Here is a 16,909-nt window from a genome sequence, read left to right on the forward strand (position 1 = left end):
TGGCCGGCGGCGTTGTCAGGCGAGCCGGAGCCAGGTGAGGCCGAGGTCGCGGGCCCGGGCCGCCTCGGCCGGGTCGAGGGGGGTGCGGCCGGAGACCTTGGCGAGCAGGGTCGGGCGGTCCCAGCCGAACTCCGCGACGCGGTCGGCGCCTTCGCCGAGCAGCAGGGCCTCCGCCACCCGGGCGGCGGACGGCGTCGTCCAGGGCGGGCGGCCGAGGGACAGGGCGAGGTCCAGGCCGTGGAGGACGAGCTCGTTGACGCGGGTGGCCATGAACTCCGTGAGCAGCATCGCGTCGCCGTGTCTGGTCGCGACCCGCCGGCCCTCGGGCTGCGCGGCGGCCAGCTCCAGCGTCCGGCGCCAGGCCGCGTCGAACGCCCCCGCCGGGTCGGTGAGCGCGGCGGCCTCCTCCCGCGCCGCCGCCTCGCGGCGGGCGTTGGCCTCCGGGGTGAAGATGGCGGGCCGGAAGTAGGCCACCGCGTCGGTGTCGGCGGTGGGTGGCTCGGGGGCGGCGAGCATGCCGTCGAGGCGGCCGGTGGCGGTGACGATGTGCGCGATCAGCTCGCGTACCGTCCACGGCGGGCAGACCGACGGGCGCGCGTGGTCCGTGTCCGTCAGGCTCGTGAGCGCCGGGCCCAACGCCTGCGCCTCGTCGCGGAATCCGTTCAGTATGTGTGCGGTGATCATCTCCGCACGATACCTACGGCTCCCTCGCGGGCGCGGGGATCACGGGGCCGCCGTTGACGGCGGGGAGGGCGAACTGGCTGGCCTGGGCGGTGTACATCGCGGCGTACCGGGCGCCGGCGGCCATCAGGTCGGCGTGGGTGCCGTGTTCGGTGAGGGCGCCTTCGGTGAGGACGTAGATGTGGTCGGCGTGCTGGACGGCGGCCATGCGATGGGTGACGAGGACGACCGCGCGGTGGGGTGTGGCGAGTTCGCGGATCTTGTCGAACGTGGCGATCTCGGCCTCGGGGTCGAGGGCGGAGGTCGGTTCGTCGACGATGAGCAAGCGGGCGTCGCGGCGCATCCAGGTGCGGGACAGGGCGATCTTCTGCCACTGTCCGCCGGACAGGTCGGACGCGCCGCGGAACATCCGGGCCAGGAGGGTGTTCCAGCCGTTGGGCAGCTCGTCGATCAGCTTGTCGGCGCCGGACCAGGCCGCGGCGGCCTCGAGCCGTTCCGGGTCGCGGGGGAGGTCGGGGCGGCCGATGTGCAGGTTGGCGGCGGCGGTGAACGGCCACTCCTCGAAGTCCTGGCCCAGCAGCCCGATCTGGGCGAAGACCTCCGCGCGGTCGGCGTCGGTGATGCTGGTGCCGTCCCAGCGGATGTCGCCGCTGTCCGGGAGGTACAGGCCGGCGAGGAGCTTGACGAGGGTGGACTTGCCGGAGCCGTTGGCGCCGACCAGCGCGATCACCTGTCCGGTGCGGACCGTGAGGGAGACGTCCTTGAGGGCGGGCGTGTCCCGGTCGGGGTACGTGAACGTGATCCCCTCGACGGTCAGCGTGTGCAGGGGGCCGGCGAGCGGGGCGCCGGTGGCGGGGATGGCGTGGTCGTGGGCGCGGGCCAGGAAGCGGTCGAGGTCGCGGACGTACAGGCTCTCCTCGTGCAGCTGGTTGACGTTCATCGCCAGGGCGCCCAGGGACGCGGCGCCGGAGCGGATGCCCATCACCGCGGTGCCGGCGGCGGCGAGTTCCATCCGGCCGCCGACGATCAGCGCGATGAGCAGCCCGTACGTACACAGGGCCATGGCGCCGGAGAGGGCGGAGGCGAGCAGCTGGATGGCGGCCTTGTCGTGCGCGAGGCGGGTCTGCTCGCCCTCGGCGGTCTCGGCCATGCTGCGGTAGTGCCGCAGGAGGTACGAGCCGACCTGGTGGGCCCGTACCTCCGCGGCGGCCTCGCGTTTGGTGAGCAGATTGCCGATGAGGCGGCTGGCGCGGACGTGCTCGATCCACTGCATCACCGACACGTACCGCTGCTGCGAGACGCGCATGGCGCCCCAGCCGCGCGGGACGGCGATGAGGAGCAGCAGGGGCAGCAGCACGGGGTGCAGGATGCTCAGCACGCTGCCGGCCGCGATCATCCCGAAGACGGAGTTCACCGCGGGCACGCAGGCGCTGATCATGCGGCGGGCGGAGGCGGCGCCGAACTGGGCGACGTCGATGAGGCGCTGGAACTCGGGTGACTCGACGGCCTCCATCTCCACCCCCGCGACGGCCGTCAGATAGCGCTCGGTGGCCAGCCGCTCCACCTTCGGCTCCAGGCGCCCGGCCGCGGCGGTGGACAGCGAGGCGAACAGCGCGCTGACCACGGCGACCACCCCGCCGGCCACCAGCGCGGGCACGGCGTCGCGGAGCCGGTCGGCGGCCGTACCGCCGGCGAGCAGGGCGTGCAGCACGGCGTTGACGGCGAGCAGCCCGAGCGCCTCGCAGATCCCCTGGCCCACCTCGGCCGCGGCGACGGTCCGCAGGGCGCGCCGGTCGGCGGCCCAGGCGAGGCGCAGGCAGCTGCCGACGAGGCCGGGGAGGGTGCGGATGGCGGACCACATGGTCAGCTTCAGGCGGGCGTCCTCGTGCTGGTTCCACCCCATGTCGTACCGCAGCGGCCCGCCGAACAGCGCCTTCTCCGCCTCGGAGACCTCCGGCTCCACCACCTGCGGTCGCCGCAGCCAGCGCCTCACCCTTCCGCCCCCGGCGCGCTGATCGTCTCGACAGCCATCGGCATCCCCCCGCCCGTACTCCCCATACAGCCGGATACCAGTAATAGCGCCCGACATCACCGCGGGATAGGGCGCGAAGGGCCCGGATCGGACGGCCGACAGTAAGCCACTCATCCGAGTGAAAGGTGAAGGACCCCCCGGCCGCCGACCGGCCGGGGGGTCCCGTCGTGTCACCGGGTCAGCTGGCCCGGAAGCTGTGCATCGCCCCGTGGCTCACCCACGAGTGCAGGTCGAGCGACGGCGCGACCAGGGCCGTACCGGTGCAGTCGGTGCTCGGGTAGAACGAGACGCTCCTGTCCGTGTAGTTGAGGTCCGCCAGCACACCGAACGGCAGCGTCACGCACTCGTCACCGAGGTCGGTGAACACGGCCGTACGCCCGGAGAAGGCACCTTCCCAGACGCACAGGGCGCCGGGGTCACCGCAGCCGGCCGCGGTGGTCGCCGCCGACGCGGGGGCGCTCAGCGCGCCCATCAGCAGGGCAACGGACGCCACCGCCGCGCCGGCCACGACGCGTCCGGTTTTACGGATGCGCATATGAACTCCTGGGGTGTGGGGGACAGAAGACGATCAAGCTTTTCCTCCACTCCTGGAAAAGTCAAGAATTCAACCACCTATGGCGCGTTCACGTCACCAACCCGCACCGTCTCCACCCACGACGGCGGCTCCTGCCCCAAGTCCCCGATCAGCGCCGCGATCAGCCGGCAGGACGTCGGCTCCTCCGGCCACGGCGTCATCCCGTCCGTGAGCACCACCACGATCCCCGGCCGGTCGGGCCGCGCCAGCGCCGCCTCGATACCCACCCGCATGTCCGTCCCGCCCCCGCCGGCCAGCGTGACGTCCTCCACCGAGGTCACCTTCGTCACCGCATGCACATCGGCGTCGCAGGCCAGCACGGTCACCCGGTTCCCCCGCACCCCGACCTCCCCCAGCACACCGGTGATCTCCCCGAGGGCGGCGTCGAGTTCCGCCTCCCCCATCGACCCGGAGGTGTCGACGACCACCGCGACCCGGGGCAACGGCCGGCGCAGGCTGGGCAGGACGACGCCGCGCAGCGCCGGGGTACGGCGCGACGGACGGCGGTACGTGTAGTCGACGGCCCCGCCCGCCCAGGCGGCGGCCTCCCGGACGGCGCCGGTGAGCACCTGCCGCCAGTCGACGGTGGGCTCCAGCACCTCCTCGGCCCAGCGCTGCCAGCCGCCCGGCAGGGATCCCCGGGCCCGCTGGTGGGCACGCATCGCCTCGGCGGTGGTGCGGCGCAGCGCCTCCGCCTCGACGGGGCCGAGGCGCGGGGGGCCGTCGGCGATCTCCCAGGGCGACGGCACGCCGTGGGCGCCCGAGCCGCAGTCGAGCGATATCTCGTGGCTGGGCGGGATACGCGGAAGATACGCCTCGAACATGCCGCCCGGGTCCAGGCCGAACAGCCGGGGCTCCATCCGCCCCTCGGGCAGCGGCAGACGGTCCGCGATCAGATCGTCGTTGATCTCGCAGTCCTGCGCGATGTTGAGCCGCCGCGCGTCCCGCTGGTCCGCGGCCGGCAGCCGTTCGGCCCGGCCGTGATGGTCGCGCAGCAGATGCGACACCTCGTGGATCCACACCGCGGCCAGCTGGTCGACGGGCGTGGTCTCGACGAATCCGGGCGATACGTAGCAGCGCCACTGCCGGTCCACCCCCATGGTCGGGACCCGCTCGCTCGGCACGACGGTCAGCGCGTACAACGCGGAGGCGAGATACGGGCGGTCGCTCGCCGCCCGGTAGCGGGCGGCGAGCAGCTTCGTCGTATCGAGGCGCGTCATGCGCCGGGCAGCGCGCCGGACAGCTGGAGCAGGTCCACGAACGCGTCGATACCGTCCGGCACCCGCCAGTCCGTGTCCCGCATCGCCGCCAGATCGACGGCCGCGCGGGCCGCCACATCGGGCACCCCCCGGTTGACGGCCTTGGCCAGCACGGTCCAGCCCGCCTCCCACCGCTCACGGGTGAGATCGCTCTGGACGGCCGCGACCACCGCGATCAGGAACGCGAGCTGCCGGTCCCCGCGCTCCGGCAGGGCGAAGGCGTCCGGGTTGGCGAGCACCCGGTCGGGGTCGGGCAGATCGAGGTTCTCGACGTACGACAGGAACTCCATCCCGGCGCCGTCCCCGATCACCCCGGTGAGCGCGGCGGCCACCGCCTCGTGACCGGCGTCGCTCGCGTACCCGGTGGCGAGGAGCCTCAGCGCCATCTCCCAGGTACGCGGCGACGGCCACGCCCGGCCGCGGGACTCCGCGTCGCCCGGCAGCTGATGCACGAGGCCCGGCCGGGCGGTGAGGAACCCGGAGACGGCACCCCGCGCCCTGGCCACGGCGCCGGACACCCGGGCGCGGTCGACGACCGGGACCGTGAGCCGGGGCCAGGTGCCCGTCATGCCGCGGGCCACGGTGCGGGGGTCGTGCGTCCAGTGGAGGTGGACGAAGCGGTTGGCGAGGGGCGGGCTGAGGTGCCAGCCGTCGGCGGCGCTGGACGGCGGATTGGCGGCGGCGACGATCCGCACCGCCGCGGGGAGGACCAGGCTGCCGACGCGGCGTTCGAGGACGACGCGCAGGAGGGCGGCCTGGACGGCGGGCGGGGCGGAGGACAGCTCGTCGAAGAACAGCAGGCCCCGGCCCGTCCGGGCCAGCCGTACCGCCCAGTCCGGCGGGGCCATCGGCACGCCGGTGGTGGCCGGGTCGTCGCCCACGATGGGCAGGCCGGCGAAGTCGGACGGCTCGTGGACGCTGGCGATGACGGTCTCCAGCTGGCAGCCGAGGCCGGCGGCGAGCTGCTCGATGCCGGCCGACTTGCCGATGCCGGGCTCACCCCAGAGCAGCACCGGCTGATTGGCCGACACCGCCAGGGACAGCGCTTCGAGCTGGGGGCTGGCGGAGGGCTCGGTGCGGCGGATGCTCAGGCGGGCGTTGAGGTCGTCGGCTGCGTCGAGGGGGGTGGTCGTCATCGATACTCGTCCTCGTCGTCCTCGTCCTCGCGCCACTCGTCCCAGTCCGTATCGCCGATCCCCGGGTGTTCCGCGAGAACCCGCCGGGAGAGGAAGGCCAGGTCACGCCGCTTGTACCGGCGGATCGTCTGGGCGAGCGACAGATACATCTGGCTGTAGGCGTCGGTCGGCGCCGTGACGTCGATCCGCGCGCCGGCCGCGATCATCGCCTCCACCAGAGCGCGCGATCCGCCGTCCTGGACAACGGAGAACAGCGGCGTACGACCCTGCCGATCCTTCCCCTCGAGGTCGAGGCCCGCTTTCAACAACCGGGGCAGCAGCACCTCGTGGTCCATCAGATGCAGGGTGTGCAACAGCGTGCGCCCCCGCACATCCCGTACATGCGGATCCATACCGGCGTCGAGCAGAGTCAGCACGTTTTCCGAGTCGCCGTTCTCCACGCGCAGGAAAAGCTCCCGCCGCTGGGTGCGCAGCAGCCGGGGCAGCCGGCCCTCGCCCGACCGCCATGCCTGCTGGACCGCGAAACAGCCGGAGACCGCCCCGCCGAAGGCACGCATCGCCTGCTCGCGGCGCTGCTCCTCCTCGCTGTGCGGCATGTCCAGCCGCCCCTCGCGCACGGTCATCTCATGCCAGGCGGAGTCACGGCAGCGGACCCGAACGGACCGCGGATCGTCGAGCCCGGGCGGACCGACGGGCTCGTCGCCCTCGGGTAGCCGGGGGAACAGGGACGCGGCGACCAGAGGGTGCAGATGGCGGGGCTCCACTCCCCCGACGCGCAGCAGGTCGAGGTCGGGCAGCCGGCGCCAGACAGCGGGGGCCAGAAGGGGCTTCCCCCTCACTCCCTTCTGGTCGATCACCCGCACGGACAGGCGGTCTCCCTGGCGTTCGATCTGTACGCGACTGGTCCAGTCACCCGGCAGCAGCCACCGCTCCGCGCGGGTCTCGGCCGTGACACGGCGCAGCTCACGGTCGAGACCCGCCAGATCGAACGCCAGCTGCCCCAGGATGGGACGCGCCGACGTGTTCCGCCACTCGCTGACCTTGACGTCGCTCAGGTCCAACTCGATTCCCGCGGCGGCGAACCCCGCCTCGAGGCCGTCCCGCTCCCGGATCAGCGTGATCCATTCGCTGCGGGCGGCGATATCGTCGGGACCGGGGTCCTCCACCGGAACCTCGGCAAGGTCACGCGGGGTGCCGTCCGAGTGGAAGAAGGGCGCACGGTCCGGACCGCCACCGATACGCTCCCGGAGTTCGTGGGTGTACCGGTCGTCCCAGAGATGACGGACCACGGTCCAGTCCTGAATGCCGGCGGCCGATCGGAATCCCCCGTGCCGGTAGTCGGGCTTCCCGAACCGCAGCTCCACCCGCTGGGGCCCCTTGACCATCGCCGGCGTGGTCACGTACAGCTGCGCGTCCTCCGCACCGTACCCGGCCAGAACCACGACCTCCCCCGTGGCCAACGCCGTCCACCCGCCCAGCGTCCGGGGCAGATGCCAGCGGAGCAGGTCGGGCACCAGATGCCCCAGATCCTCCTCGAGCCGGGCCGCGACCTCGACCCCGTGCGTAAAGGCGACATCCGCCACGGTGAAGTCGACGTCCACCATGCACACGGCACACGCCTGGGCCCAGTCACCGGCGCGGCGGTGCTCCGCCGACCGCTCGATCATCCACCGGGGCACGGTGTACCGCCGGATGAGCCGCCAGGACGCCTGCTCGTCCCGGGGGAAGTCCGTGGGATCCGGGCTCACCGGTAGACGCTCCCTATCGCGCACAAGTCGGGATGCGCGGCGGACTCGGGCCGCAGCCGCTGGGCGAAGGACCGCTTGACCTTACGCGGCAGGCCGGGCCCCAGCCCCACGTACTCCAGGGGCGACCGCTCCCCGACGGCGGACAGCAGCGCCTTGGCGCCGCGCCCGGTCAGCCCGGTGTGCCGCAGCTCGAGCCGCCGCAGGGGACTGCCGGGCAGGGCGTCGGCGAGCGCGTGCACACCGTCGTCGCCGACGACGTTGCCGGGAGCGCCGAGGCTGCGCTCGGAGGGGGGCCGGCCGAGGTCGAGCACCTCGATGCCGTGGAGGGCATCGGCGAGGGCCCTCGCACCGGCAACGCCGATGCCGTTGCCGCCGAGTCCGAGGCGGACGGGGTGCGCGGGGTCTGCGGCGGCGGCCAGGATCCGGGCGCCTTCGTCGCCGAGGTGGTTGGCGGGGAGGTAGAGCTCGCGGACGCCTTCGCGCAGGAGGGCGGCGAGGAGGGGCGCGGCCTCGGCGGTGAGCCCGTTCCCCCCGAGGAACAGCCGCTCCAGGGGCTGGGGACGCCCCGGCAGGACGTCGAGCAGGGCGCGCAGCCCGTCGGGCCCGACGCCGGTGTTGACCAGATCAAGAGTGCGGAGGGTGGAGTTGGTACGCAACATGGCAGCCAGCGCCCGCACACCGTCGTCACCGACGGGATTGCGCTTGAACCAAAGAGCCTGAACGGTCTGATCCGCCCCCAACGCCCCGGCAATCACCGAGGCACCCTCCGGCCCGATCCGATTACAGCCGAGATAAACGGTACGCAGCCCATGCTCGCCCTCAAGCACACCGGCCACAGCCCGGGCCCCGACATCCCCCATGGCGTTGGTCCCCAACAACACATGCGTGGCATGCACCGAAGCAGCCACCACAGGCAACACCTTGGCGACACCCACCGCCCCAAGCCCCTGCTTACACAGATCAACCCGCCCGTCGGCACGCACCGTCCCCAACGGAAACGCCTCATCCGCGACAACGGGCTCCGCAGACTCCAGCCGCCCGATAAGCGGCTCAAGCAACGCCGGATCGGCGACCGGAAGATCCGGATACTCAACAGCAGGGCAGCGCACGGGTGTCGGCTGCGTCATCACCACTCCACCGGTCCGTCCGGGCCGACGCCTCTCCTACGGGCGGACGGCAAAAGCAAAAAGACGGCAAGACCGGTCGGATTCGAACCGACGTCCTCCAGCTCGCAGCTCGGGCGCGACGACCTCTGCGCTACGGCCTTGCCGCTGGCGAGCATAACGGCTCCCACTGACAACCCCGTTCCCCACCCGCACACCTGTGCCGGACCTGCGGCGATTCGACGGCGATCATCCCCCACTGGTACAGCGGCGAGTTGTACGGGCCCGCCACCGCACCCCCGGCGCGACGCCCGCGTTGGACAACGCACGGAGGTCGGCACAAAGGGGCGTGGTCACATGGGCGGCAACCAAACGCCGAAGCGCAGCAGCAGCAACAACGACCGACCGGCGATCTGGGTCGGATACGGCAGACTCGTCAAACTCTTCCGCGAACGGGCGGGGATGACACAGATGGCTCTGGCGGACGCCATCGGCTATTCGGTGGAACTGGTGGGCGCCGTCGAACAGGGCCGCAGACCGGCGAAGACCACCTTCACCAAGGCGGTCGAGCCCATCTTGAACACCGGCGGGGTACTTCAGGCCCTGCAGGACCAGGTCGACCTCGCAAAACTCCCGCGATTCTTCCAGGACTTCGCGGCAATCGAAGCAGAGGCGGTCAGCCGCTTCTCATACGACCCACTACTGATCCCCGGCCTGCTACAGACGGAGGAATACGCACGGGCGCTGTTCGCCGGACACTGTCCACCGCTGGGCGCGGAGACCATCGAGCAACACGTCGAGGCCCGTCTCCACCGCCAGGGGATGCTGCACCACGATCCCCCGGTCGCACTCAGCTTCATCATCGCCGAGGGCGCCCTCACCAACCCTGTCGGCGGAGGGGACATCATGCACCGCCAGATGCTGGCACTCACCGAAGCAGCATCGCTGCACAACGTGGAGATCCAAGTCATGCCAACCACACCGGGAGTCCACCCCGGTCTGAACGGCCCCATGGTGCTCCTCGAAACCACGGAACACCGCCACATCGGCTACGTCGAATCACAGGAGATCGGTACCGTGGTGTCCGATCCGGCCAAGGTCAGCGCATTCGGTCTGCGGTATGGCAAGCTGCGCTCACAGGCGTTGAACGTCGAAGAGTCCGCACGACTCATCAATCGCATGGCGGGAGACACATGGAATTCAGGCATGCCGGTCGCGGCAACAGCACCCTGAAGTGGTTCAAGAGCACGTACAGCGGCTCCGGAGGCGGCGACTGCATCGAGATCGCTCTCACCCCCACCACTATCCACATCCGAGACTCGAAGAACCCCACGGGCCCCGCCCTCCACGTACCCCCCGACGCCTGGGCTGCCTTCATCTCGTTCGTCAACAACCTCCCGAAGGCCCTCCACACCTGACCGTTCAGGGCTTATCCCGCTGCCGGGCTATCCCGGCGTGGGAACACCCGTACACCCAACCCGACAAGGCGGACGCCAGTCCTTCATGCCTCAACTTCCCCCGCAAGGGAACCGCTGCGATCTAGAGTTGGCATGCAAGCGCCGATGGCTGCGGTTGGGGGAAACGGATGGATCTGCAAGAAGTCCATGAGGACACCACCCTGTCTTTCTGGGTGGCGGACGAGGGGGATGATCCTCAGGACACCATGGGGATCTTCAGCCGGGACAGCGATGCCGTCCTTCGATCGGTACCCCTCGGCCCCCTCCGCAAGAATCTCGCCGACACCGTGGAAGCCCTGCAGACCATCTTCGCCGAGGTCTCCCAGCGATCCGGGACCCTGCCGCTGGCCGAGGCGCAGCTGAGCTTCCAGGTGACGGCAAGTGGCGGGGTCCAGCTGATCGGCACGAGCCAGGTCCAGACCGGCCGTGGTCTGACGCTGACCTTCCGACGCCCGTAGGCAGGGGTCGTGGCGGGTTTCAGGGCGCTGCTGATCGGCGCGACGGACTATCAGGACGACGCCATTCCGTCCCTTCCGTTCGTACCGGAGGACATGGCGAAGATCGGCAAAGCACTCGAAGAGCGCGGATTCGATCCAGTGGACTTGCGCCGTCCGGAGCGGGGGACCACCGCAGGCTTCGTTGTCGGCACGGTGACGAAGTTTTTGAACAGTGCCAGGCCGGGTGACCTGCTCCTGGTCATGTTCAGCGGTCACGGCGTCCACTTCCAGGGCGACGACTATCTCCTGCCCGAAGACGCGCACGGCCACGTCCTGGACCGCACCGGAATCAAACTCGACTGGTCGGACGACATCTCGACCAGCGCCGCCGAACGCGTGGTGTTCTGCATCGACGCCTGCCGCGAGGGAATCCAGCGCGATTTCATGGCGGCCTCGGGTATCAGCAGATGGACCAAGCGCAAAATCGGTGCCGCGGCCAAGCGCAAGGTCGCATACGTCTACGCCTGCTCCCCCGGCGAGGTGGCACGCTTCGTCACCGGCAAGGAGTCGGTCCAGCCGGACGACGACATCGGCACGAAGCCGGGCGACAGCTTCAGCCTCTTCTCCCGGGCGCTCGCCGACACCGTCGCCGCCACCCGCATCAGCACCCTCGAACAACTGGAACAACACACCCAGGACCGCATCGATCGGATGCACCACGCGTACGGAAAGCCCGGCGTACCCCAACAGCTGAGGGTGCTCACGGACGTCGACAAGGGAGACTTCCTCGTCTTCCCGGGACCGCCACCGACCCAGCTCCCCGAGCTCTCGATGGACCCCACACAGCCCATCACTCACTTCCAGCCCACCCAGCACCCCATGCTCTCCAAGGCCCTGGACGCCTCGGGCCTTCGCGACGTCTCCGTGCTGATGGGCTTCGCACTGCCGCTCAGCAGCACGAAAATCTCAGCCATACTGGCCGGTCAGGACCCCGTCAGCGGCGAGCCGTCGTATGTCGTGGTGGAGCTCAAGGACTGGAATCAAGTCGCTCCGGCAGACGGAATCCCCGCGCTGTGCCAGGCGGACGGCGGCAGCGAACCGGTCCTGAACCCGGTGGAACAGGTCCGAGCCTACGTCGACTACCTGACGGCGTTCCACGAGACACTCAGCCAACACCCCGACCGAGTCTCCGGCGTGGTGCTGCTGCCCAACACCACCAATACCACCGCACGTGCGGTGCGCAGCGTCCCCGAGAACGAACGCGGACGCGCCTTCACCGCGGACCAGGCGGATGACTTCGCCGATTACCTCCGCCGGCGACTTGTGCCCTCCCCGACGAACAGGGCGACGGAACTGCTCGTAGAACCTGCCTCGAAGCCAACCACCCAACTCTTGAAGGTGGCGGCCCGGGAGATCATCGAGCACGAGCAGTTCATCCTGCTCGACGCCCAGCGGGAGGCATACGAGCTGGTGCTCGGCGCTCTCCGGAAGGCGGACAGCGCCGGAGGCTCCGAGGTTGTCGTCGTGACCGGAGGCCCCGGTTCGGGAAAGAGCGTGATCGCCCTGTCCCTGCTCGGCGAACTCTTCCGGGAGGGCCGGAAGGTGATGCACGCGACCGGTTCACAGTCCTTCACGAAGACGCTCCGGAAGCTCGCCGGTCACCGACGCAGGAACGTACAGGCCCTCTTCAAGTACTTCAACAGCTTCATGACCGACAAGCACGGTCAGATCGACGTGCTGATCTGCGACGAGGCACACCGGCTGCGGGAAACCTCGGTCAACCGGTGGACCCGCTCCGAACAGCGGAAGACGAATCGCAGCCAGATCGACGAACTGATCGACGCGGCAAAGGTGACGGTCTTCCTCCTGGACGAGCACCAGGTAGTGCGACCCGGCGAGGTGGGAACTGTCGCGGCGATCAAAGCGGCCACAGCCGCGCGCGGGGTGAGCTGCACCATGGTCTCGCTGGCCGACCAGTTCCGCTGCGGCGGCAGCGAGGCCTACCTCCAGTGGGTACTGAACCTACTCGGACTCTCCCGCGGCAACCCCGGCCCCACTCGGTGGCAGCCTGACGGCAAGGTGATCCTCCGGATGGCATCAACCCCGGCCGAGATGGAGGCGTTCCTCAAGAAAAAGAAGGACGACAACCTCAGCGCCCGGATCTCCGCCGGCTACTGCTGGGAATGGACCAAGAAGCCCCTGCAGGACGGCAGTCTGGCAACCGACGTGACGATCGGCGACTGGGCCAAGCCCTGGAACGTCCCCGGCGACAAGGCCGTCAACGGCGCCCCGCCCTCAGCCCTGTGGGCAACAGACCCCGGCGGCTTCGGCCAGGTCGGCTGCGTCTACACGGCCCAGGGTTTCGAGTACGACTGGAGCGGCGTAATCCTGGGCCCGGACCTGGTCTGGCGCACCGACAAATGGGTATTGAATCGCGACGCCTCCTGGGACCCCGCCTTCACGAAAACCACCCCGGACGCGGAGGTGGACCGCCTGATCCGCAACGCGTACAAGGTCCTGCTGACCCGAGGCAAGGCAGGGACAATCGTGTACTCGACCGACGCGGAGACCCGGGAACTGTTGCATCGCCTCATCGGGTGACGGTCTGGCCGATGATGGCGCGGTCAGGCATCGAAGCATCAACAACAATCCGGCGCCTGTCCGTTGTGTGTCACAATCACGCTGTGCTACTGACTTACGTCGACGAATCGTACGACCAGGATCACTACTGGATGGTCGCGTTAGTCGTGGCCGAAGGGCACCTGCGCCCGTTGCACAGAGCGCTCGACGCTGTCGTCGGCAAAGCAGCTGACAGCTACCCGGTGGACCCGTACGCCGAACTGCACGGCCACGCGCTGGTACAGGCGCGGGACGACTGGGAGCGTATGGGGAACAAGGGCAGCAACATGATCCGCGCTCGGATCGGCATCTACGCCGACGCGATGCGCGCGATCGGCTCGCACGACGTCCGGATCATCGTGCGAGGCCTTGACCTCCCCGCACATTTCGCCTCCCAGGAGTCGTCGGTCCCGCCCCACCAACTGGTCCTCATGCACTTGCTCGAGCAGATCTGTGACCATGTGGAGCAGCGCGAGACGCTTGGCCTCGTGATCGCGGACGAGATCGAGGGTGCGGACGACCATCGCAGCCACTTCCGCGACTACCAGACCGTCGGAACGGGCGGGACCATAAGCAGCAAACTGCCCTGTCTGGTGGATACGATCCACTTCGCGCCGTCGAAGGCGAGCCGACTGTTGCAGGCCGCCGATCTGGTGGCGTACCTCCACCGTCGGCTGACCGCGGGACAGGACCGGGATCCGCGAGCACGCAAGGCAAACGAGAAGCTCTGGTCGCTGGTGGCACCACGGGTCACGCACCTCGAATGTTGGACACCGCAAGCCTGACCACCTGCCCACGCGGACCCCACAAGCACGAAGGCCCCGCATCCGCGGGGCCTAAGGCGATCCGGGCGTCAGGTGCTGTCGACGTCCCTGCTGTCGAGGCTAGCACGGGGGGACCTCGGATGCCCTCCGCGCAGCGGAATACACCGTCCGTCCGGGTGACGGATCATCACAGCTCGGCGAAGAACCGAGGTACCCCCGGCCTACTCCTCGAGTCCGAACTGGGTCTTCAGCCAGGTCAGGTTGAGCCTCAGCGTCTTGTTGTCCGGAAGGAGCTCCAGTACCTGGATTCCATCGGTGTTCAGAAGCTGGGTGAGGACGGTGGCGTAGCCGCGAGCGCGGGTCGGCGGCAGGCCGGCGGCAGCGGCCACGGCCGTCAGCGGGAGGGTGTTGCTCTCCCAGAGCGCCGCGAGGGCCTGGCGGAGCTTGTCCGGGTCCTGTCGGCGCGGGAGGAGCGCGAGTTGGCCGGTGGCGCCGCGCGTCACGCACAAGGAGTGCTGGACACCGCGGGACTGATCCGCCCGTCCCCGGTGTGGGCCTCCCGGCACAGGCGCACGGATCGTCCGTCCGGGTGATGGTTCAACGGTCAGTTCCTCGCCGGGGCGCCGCAGCACTTCTTGTACTTGCGGCCCGAGTCGCACCAGCACGGGCCGTTGCGTGGTGGGGGCCATGCCGACGTCTGCTCCGGGTGGGTGTCCACGATGTGCCGGCTGAACGCCCGGCGGGTTTCCGGATCGTCCGCGTCGCGGTACTCGCGGGCGGCGAACCTCTCGTACGCGGTCAGTCGCGCTGACCAGATGCACCCGGACGACGCCGGCGTCGGCGTAGGCGCGGGCGTCGGACTCCAGCCGCTCGGCGTACGCGGTGTAGTCGTCGCCGTAGGAGTCGGTGGACCGCGGCCAGCGGGCGCGTACGGCCGCGAAGTCCGGGCGTACCCAGCGCAGCACGACTCCGTCGAAGGGGCCGCCGTCGTCGGGCACCTCCACCCGTCGGCCCGGGGGCAGTCCGTCCAGCGCCGCCATCAGCGCCTCGCCCGCCGCGCTGAGTTCAGCCTCCGCCTCGGCCTCGGCGGCCAGGTCCTCGTCGGTGAGCGGAAGGCCGAGTTCCCGGCGCAGAAACGCCCGGCTGGTCCGCAGCCCGCGGCTGAGCTCTGCGGCCGCGCCGTCGCCGGTGGGGTCGGCCTCCCGTGCGGCCGGGTGGTCCAGGCCGGCCAGGCACCAGTCGAGGGCACGGTCGGACCTGCGGATGTCGGAGAGCATGGCGACCATGGCGTCGTAGACCTCCAGGGCGTCCGCCGCAGCGCCGCCCGGCCCGGCCAGTTCCTCGCGCAGAACCTGCTCGGCCTCTCCGGCCTCCTGGTCCCGGCCCAGCGCGTACAGCACCTCCACCGCCCCGATCCCCGCCTGCCGCCCGGCCGGTCCGCCGAGCACGGCCGCCCGCGTGAACAGCTCCAGCGCCTTGGCCGGGTCGCCGCCGCCCCGGCGGCGTTCGCCGCGGGCGGCCAGCCACCCGGTGTCGACCAGGGCCTGTGCCAGGTCCCCGTCAGTGGGGTGTTCTTCGACCCACCGCTCGAATTGCATCACCGTCGGCCGTCCGCCCAGCGATGCACGGAACTTCTCGTACGGGGTGTCGACGGCCCGGGGCGTCGGATCATGCGTGGCGCTCATGTCCACAGGCTAGGGCGGTCCCGACGGCCCAAGTTCCTTTGGGTTTCCGGTCATACGCCGGGTCGGCCTCTGTGGTAAGGGGTGAGGGCCCCCACTGCGGCGGTGTCCTGCTTGGCCGACTCATGACTGGGGGACGCCCAGTTCGTCGAAGCGGCGAATGAGTGCGGGCTTTCCCCGGTGGGCGGCGCGCAGTTCCGCGGCTCTGTGCTCGAAGTCGGCCGTGCTGCCCTGCCGGGCGTGCAGCGCGCGCAGATCGTCGAGCAGGGCGGCGGCTTGATCGTAGGCGGCCGGTTTGCGTTGGTCGATGAACGCGTCGACCCGGCGCCAGGCGGCCGGCTGGTCGAGGGCCAGGCGGTCCAGCCGCTCGTTACGGGCTTCGGCGACCGCCTGTGCGCGAGCCTGCTCCTCCGCCCGGCGAGCGGCTCGCTCCCGTGCGGTCCGCTCGGTGCGGTGCTGGTGGGCGGCGTCCAGGAGTTCGGCAGCGTTGCGGCGGGTCCGGACGGCGTCCTCACGGGTGGTGTGCAGGGACTGCCGGAAGCGAGCGAGGAGTCCCGGGCCCGGCGAGCGGCCGAGAGCCGCCTGGAGCAGCAGTGCGTTCTTCTCGCGGGCGGGGAGGCCGGCGATGAAGGCTGCCAGGCGGTCGGGGTCGGTCTCCGGAGCGGTAGCGGCGGCGCTGCCGGAAGCGGCGGCGGCCAGCAGGTCCGGCGGGACGCGAAGGAAGTCCGCGAGCGCCCGCTGCGGCCCGGTCAGCTCCGACAGCCCGTCGGGCACCGGCGGTTCCATTTCGCGCCGGTACTCCTCTTCGTCGTCGTCCGCGAGTTCCCAGACCGCGACGGCGGCCAGCCACGCCAGGTACAGCGGGCGCATGTCTCCGGCCGCGAGCTCGGCCCGGAGCCCGGCGAACGAGGCGAGCTCGAAGGACGTCCCGAAGTCCCACTCGGCGCCGTCCTCCCCGTCGAGGGAGAAATCCAGCAGGGTGTGACCGCCACGCGTCCACACCGAGAGAGTCTCTTCCAGCGCGTAGCGCTGCGCGACCCGTGTCGGGAGGGTGGCTGCAGGCAGGCGCAGTACCAGGCGGCGGCTGCCCCAGTTCGCGTAGTGGAGGTGGGCGTCGTAGAACCGCTCCACGAGCTTGGTGGTATCGCCGTGGAAATCACCGAAGTGGTACTCGTTGACAAAGCTGGTGGCGGTGATCGTCGCTCGCGTGGACAGCGCCCTGACCTGGGCGATCTCGGATTTCGACAGCGGGCGGTCAACGGCCAGGAACTCGTAGTACTGGTACTCGCTCACGGCCCGGCATCCTAAGCGGCGCCCGCGGTGTCGTGGGATGCCGGGTGAGCTGCCGGCGGTACGACCGACCGAAGCAGGCATATCCGGCATCTCGCCGCCTCACCCCGCGGAACCCGGACAGCCA

At 70.4% G+C, this 16,909-nt stretch carries 14 protein-coding genes and 1 tRNA gene; 5 read left to right on the top strand and 10 right to left on the bottom strand.

Going from position 1 to position 16,909, the window contains the following annotated elements; all coding sequences use genetic code 11:
• Positions 1-15: 15 nt before the first annotated feature.
• The 8 genes from SRB5_RS23300 to SRB5_RS23335 all read right to left on the bottom strand — a co-directional run bounded on the left by SRB5_RS23300 (position 16) and on the right by SRB5_RS23335 (position 8,697).
• Positions 16-684, bottom strand: a complete 669-nt coding sequence (locus SRB5_RS23300) for a maleylpyruvate isomerase N-terminal domain-containing protein (RefSeq protein ID WP_153455198.1) — start codon at positions 682-684, stop codon at positions 16-18.
• Between the two features lie 13 nt (positions 685-697).
• Entirely contained in the window at positions 698-2,674 is a 1,977-nt protein-coding gene (locus tag SRB5_RS23305) for an ABC transporter ATP-binding protein (protein WP_323378335.1), read from the bottom strand.
• A gap of 217 nt (positions 2,675-2,891) precedes the next feature.
• Positions 2,892-3,248: a hypothetical protein gene (locus tag SRB5_RS23310; RefSeq protein ID WP_153455201.1), complete on the bottom strand. Its 357-nt coding sequence runs from the start codon at positions 3,246-3,248 to the stop codon at positions 2,892-2,894.
• Positions 3,249-3,325: 77 nt separating this feature from the next.
• Positions 3,326-4,507: a vWA domain-containing protein gene (locus tag SRB5_RS23315; protein ID WP_153455203.1), complete on the bottom strand. Its 1,182-nt coding sequence runs from the start codon at positions 4,505-4,507 to the stop codon at positions 3,326-3,328.
• A complete protein-coding gene (locus SRB5_RS23320) occupies positions 4,504-5,682 on the bottom strand; it encodes an AAA family ATPase (RefSeq protein ID WP_153455205.1) in 1,179 nt (392 codons plus the stop codon). The genes SRB5_RS23315 and SRB5_RS23320 overlap by 4 nt, the downstream gene beginning before the upstream one ends.
• Positions 5,679-7,430 (bottom strand): ankyrin repeat domain-containing protein, encoded by a 1,752-nt coding sequence (locus SRB5_RS23325; RefSeq protein WP_194293010.1) that lies wholly within the window; start codon positions 7,428-7,430, stop codon positions 5,679-5,681. The genes SRB5_RS23320 and SRB5_RS23325 overlap by 4 nt, the downstream gene beginning before the upstream one ends.
• Positions 7,427-8,557, bottom strand: a complete 1,131-nt coding sequence (locus tag SRB5_RS23330) for a leucine-rich repeat domain-containing protein (protein ID WP_153455207.1) — start codon at positions 8,555-8,557, stop codon at positions 7,427-7,429. Before SRB5_RS23330 ends, SRB5_RS23325 begins: the two co-directional genes overlap by 4 nt.
• A gap of 67 nt (positions 8,558-8,624) precedes the next feature.
• Positions 8,625-8,697: transfer RNA gene (locus SRB5_RS23335), tRNA-Arg, on the bottom strand.
• 193 nt (positions 8,698-8,890) lie between these two features.
• On the opposite strand from SRB5_RS23335, the gene SRB5_RS23340 reads away from it, so the two are divergent.
• The 5 genes from SRB5_RS23340 (at position 8,891) to SRB5_RS23360 (ending at position 13,831) form a co-directional block, all read left to right on the top strand.
• Complete coding sequence (locus SRB5_RS23340; RefSeq protein WP_153455209.1) at positions 8,891-9,766, top strand: helix-turn-helix domain-containing protein; 876 nt, start codon at positions 8,891-8,893, stop codon at positions 9,764-9,766.
• On the top strand, positions 9,727-9,951 hold the full coding sequence (locus SRB5_RS23345; protein WP_153455211.1) for a DUF397 domain-containing protein: 225 nt from the start codon (positions 9,727-9,729) through the stop codon (positions 9,949-9,951). The genes SRB5_RS23340 and SRB5_RS23345 overlap by 40 nt, the downstream gene beginning before the upstream one ends.
• A 167-nt stretch (positions 9,952-10,118) precedes the next feature.
• Positions 10,119-10,448, top strand: a complete 330-nt coding sequence (locus SRB5_RS23350; RefSeq protein ID WP_153455213.1) for a Pepco domain-containing protein — start codon at positions 10,119-10,121, stop codon at positions 10,446-10,448.
• 9 nt (positions 10,449-10,457) lie between these two features.
• Positions 10,458-13,028, top strand: a complete 2,571-nt coding sequence (locus SRB5_RS23355) for a DNA/RNA helicase domain-containing protein (protein ID WP_153455215.1) — start codon at positions 10,458-10,460, stop codon at positions 13,026-13,028.
• Positions 13,029-13,111: 83 nt separating this feature from the next.
• A complete protein-coding gene (locus SRB5_RS23360; protein WP_194293011.1) occupies positions 13,112-13,831 on the top strand; it encodes a DUF3800 domain-containing protein in 720 nt (239 codons plus the stop codon).
• Positions 13,832-14,031: 200 nt separating this feature from the next.
• Here SRB5_RS23360 and SRB5_RS37850 read toward each other — a convergent pair whose 3' ends face one another.
• Together SRB5_RS37850 and SRB5_RS23370 are read right to left on the bottom strand one after the other, a co-directional pair.
• The gene (locus tag SRB5_RS37850; protein ID WP_228390376.1) at positions 14,032-15,495 is read right to left on the bottom strand and encodes a hypothetical protein; all 1,464 of its coding nucleotides are present in this window, start codon (positions 15,493-15,495) and stop codon (positions 14,032-14,034) included.
• Between the two features lie 120 nt (positions 15,496-15,615).
• On the bottom strand, positions 15,616-16,785 hold the full coding sequence (locus SRB5_RS23370) for a hypothetical protein (RefSeq protein ID WP_323378338.1): 1,170 nt from the start codon (positions 16,783-16,785) through the stop codon (positions 15,616-15,618).
• Positions 16,786-16,909 lie beyond the last annotated feature (124 nt).

Origin of the sequence: Streptomyces smaragdinus (genome assembly GCF_009604385.1) — a bacterium.
Classification (GTDB): domain Bacteria; phylum Actinomycetota; class Actinomycetes; order Streptomycetales; family Streptomycetaceae; genus Streptomyces; species Streptomyces smaragdinus.

What these genes read in the sequence shown, in the direction of transcription:
- SRB5_RS23320 (WP_153455205.1), bottom strand. Translation starts at nt 5,682, where the DNA reads ATGACGACCACCCCCCTCGACGCAGCCGACGACCTCAACGCCCGCCTG.
- SRB5_RS23315 (WP_153455203.1), bottom strand. Translation starts at nt 4,507, where the DNA reads ATGACGCGCCTCGATACGACGAAGCTGCTCGCCGCCCGCTACCGGGCG.
- SRB5_RS23330 (WP_153455207.1), bottom strand. Translation starts at nt 8,557, where the DNA reads ATGACGCAGCCGACACCCGTGCGCTGCCCTGCTGTTGAGTATCCGGAT.
- SRB5_RS23340 (WP_153455209.1), top strand. Translation starts at nt 8,891, where the DNA reads ATGGGCGGCAACCAAACGCCGAAGCGCAGCAGCAGCAACAACGACCGA.
- SRB5_RS37850 (WP_228390376.1), bottom strand. Translation starts at nt 15,495, where the DNA reads ATGAGCGCCACGCATGATCCGACGCCCCGGGCCGTCGACACCCCGTAC.
- SRB5_RS23300 (WP_153455198.1), bottom strand. Translation starts at nt 684, where the DNA reads ATGATCACCGCACACATACTGAACGGATTCCGCGACGAGGCGCAGGCG.
- SRB5_RS23310 (WP_153455201.1), bottom strand. Translation starts at nt 3,248, where the DNA reads ATGCGCATCCGTAAAACCGGACGCGTCGTGGCCGGCGCGGCGGTGGCG.
- SRB5_RS23350 (WP_153455213.1), top strand. Translation starts at nt 10,119, where the DNA reads ATGGATCTGCAAGAAGTCCATGAGGACACCACCCTGTCTTTCTGGGTG.
- SRB5_RS23345 (WP_153455211.1), top strand. Translation starts at nt 9,727, where the DNA reads ATGGAATTCAGGCATGCCGGTCGCGGCAACAGCACCCTGAAGTGGTTC.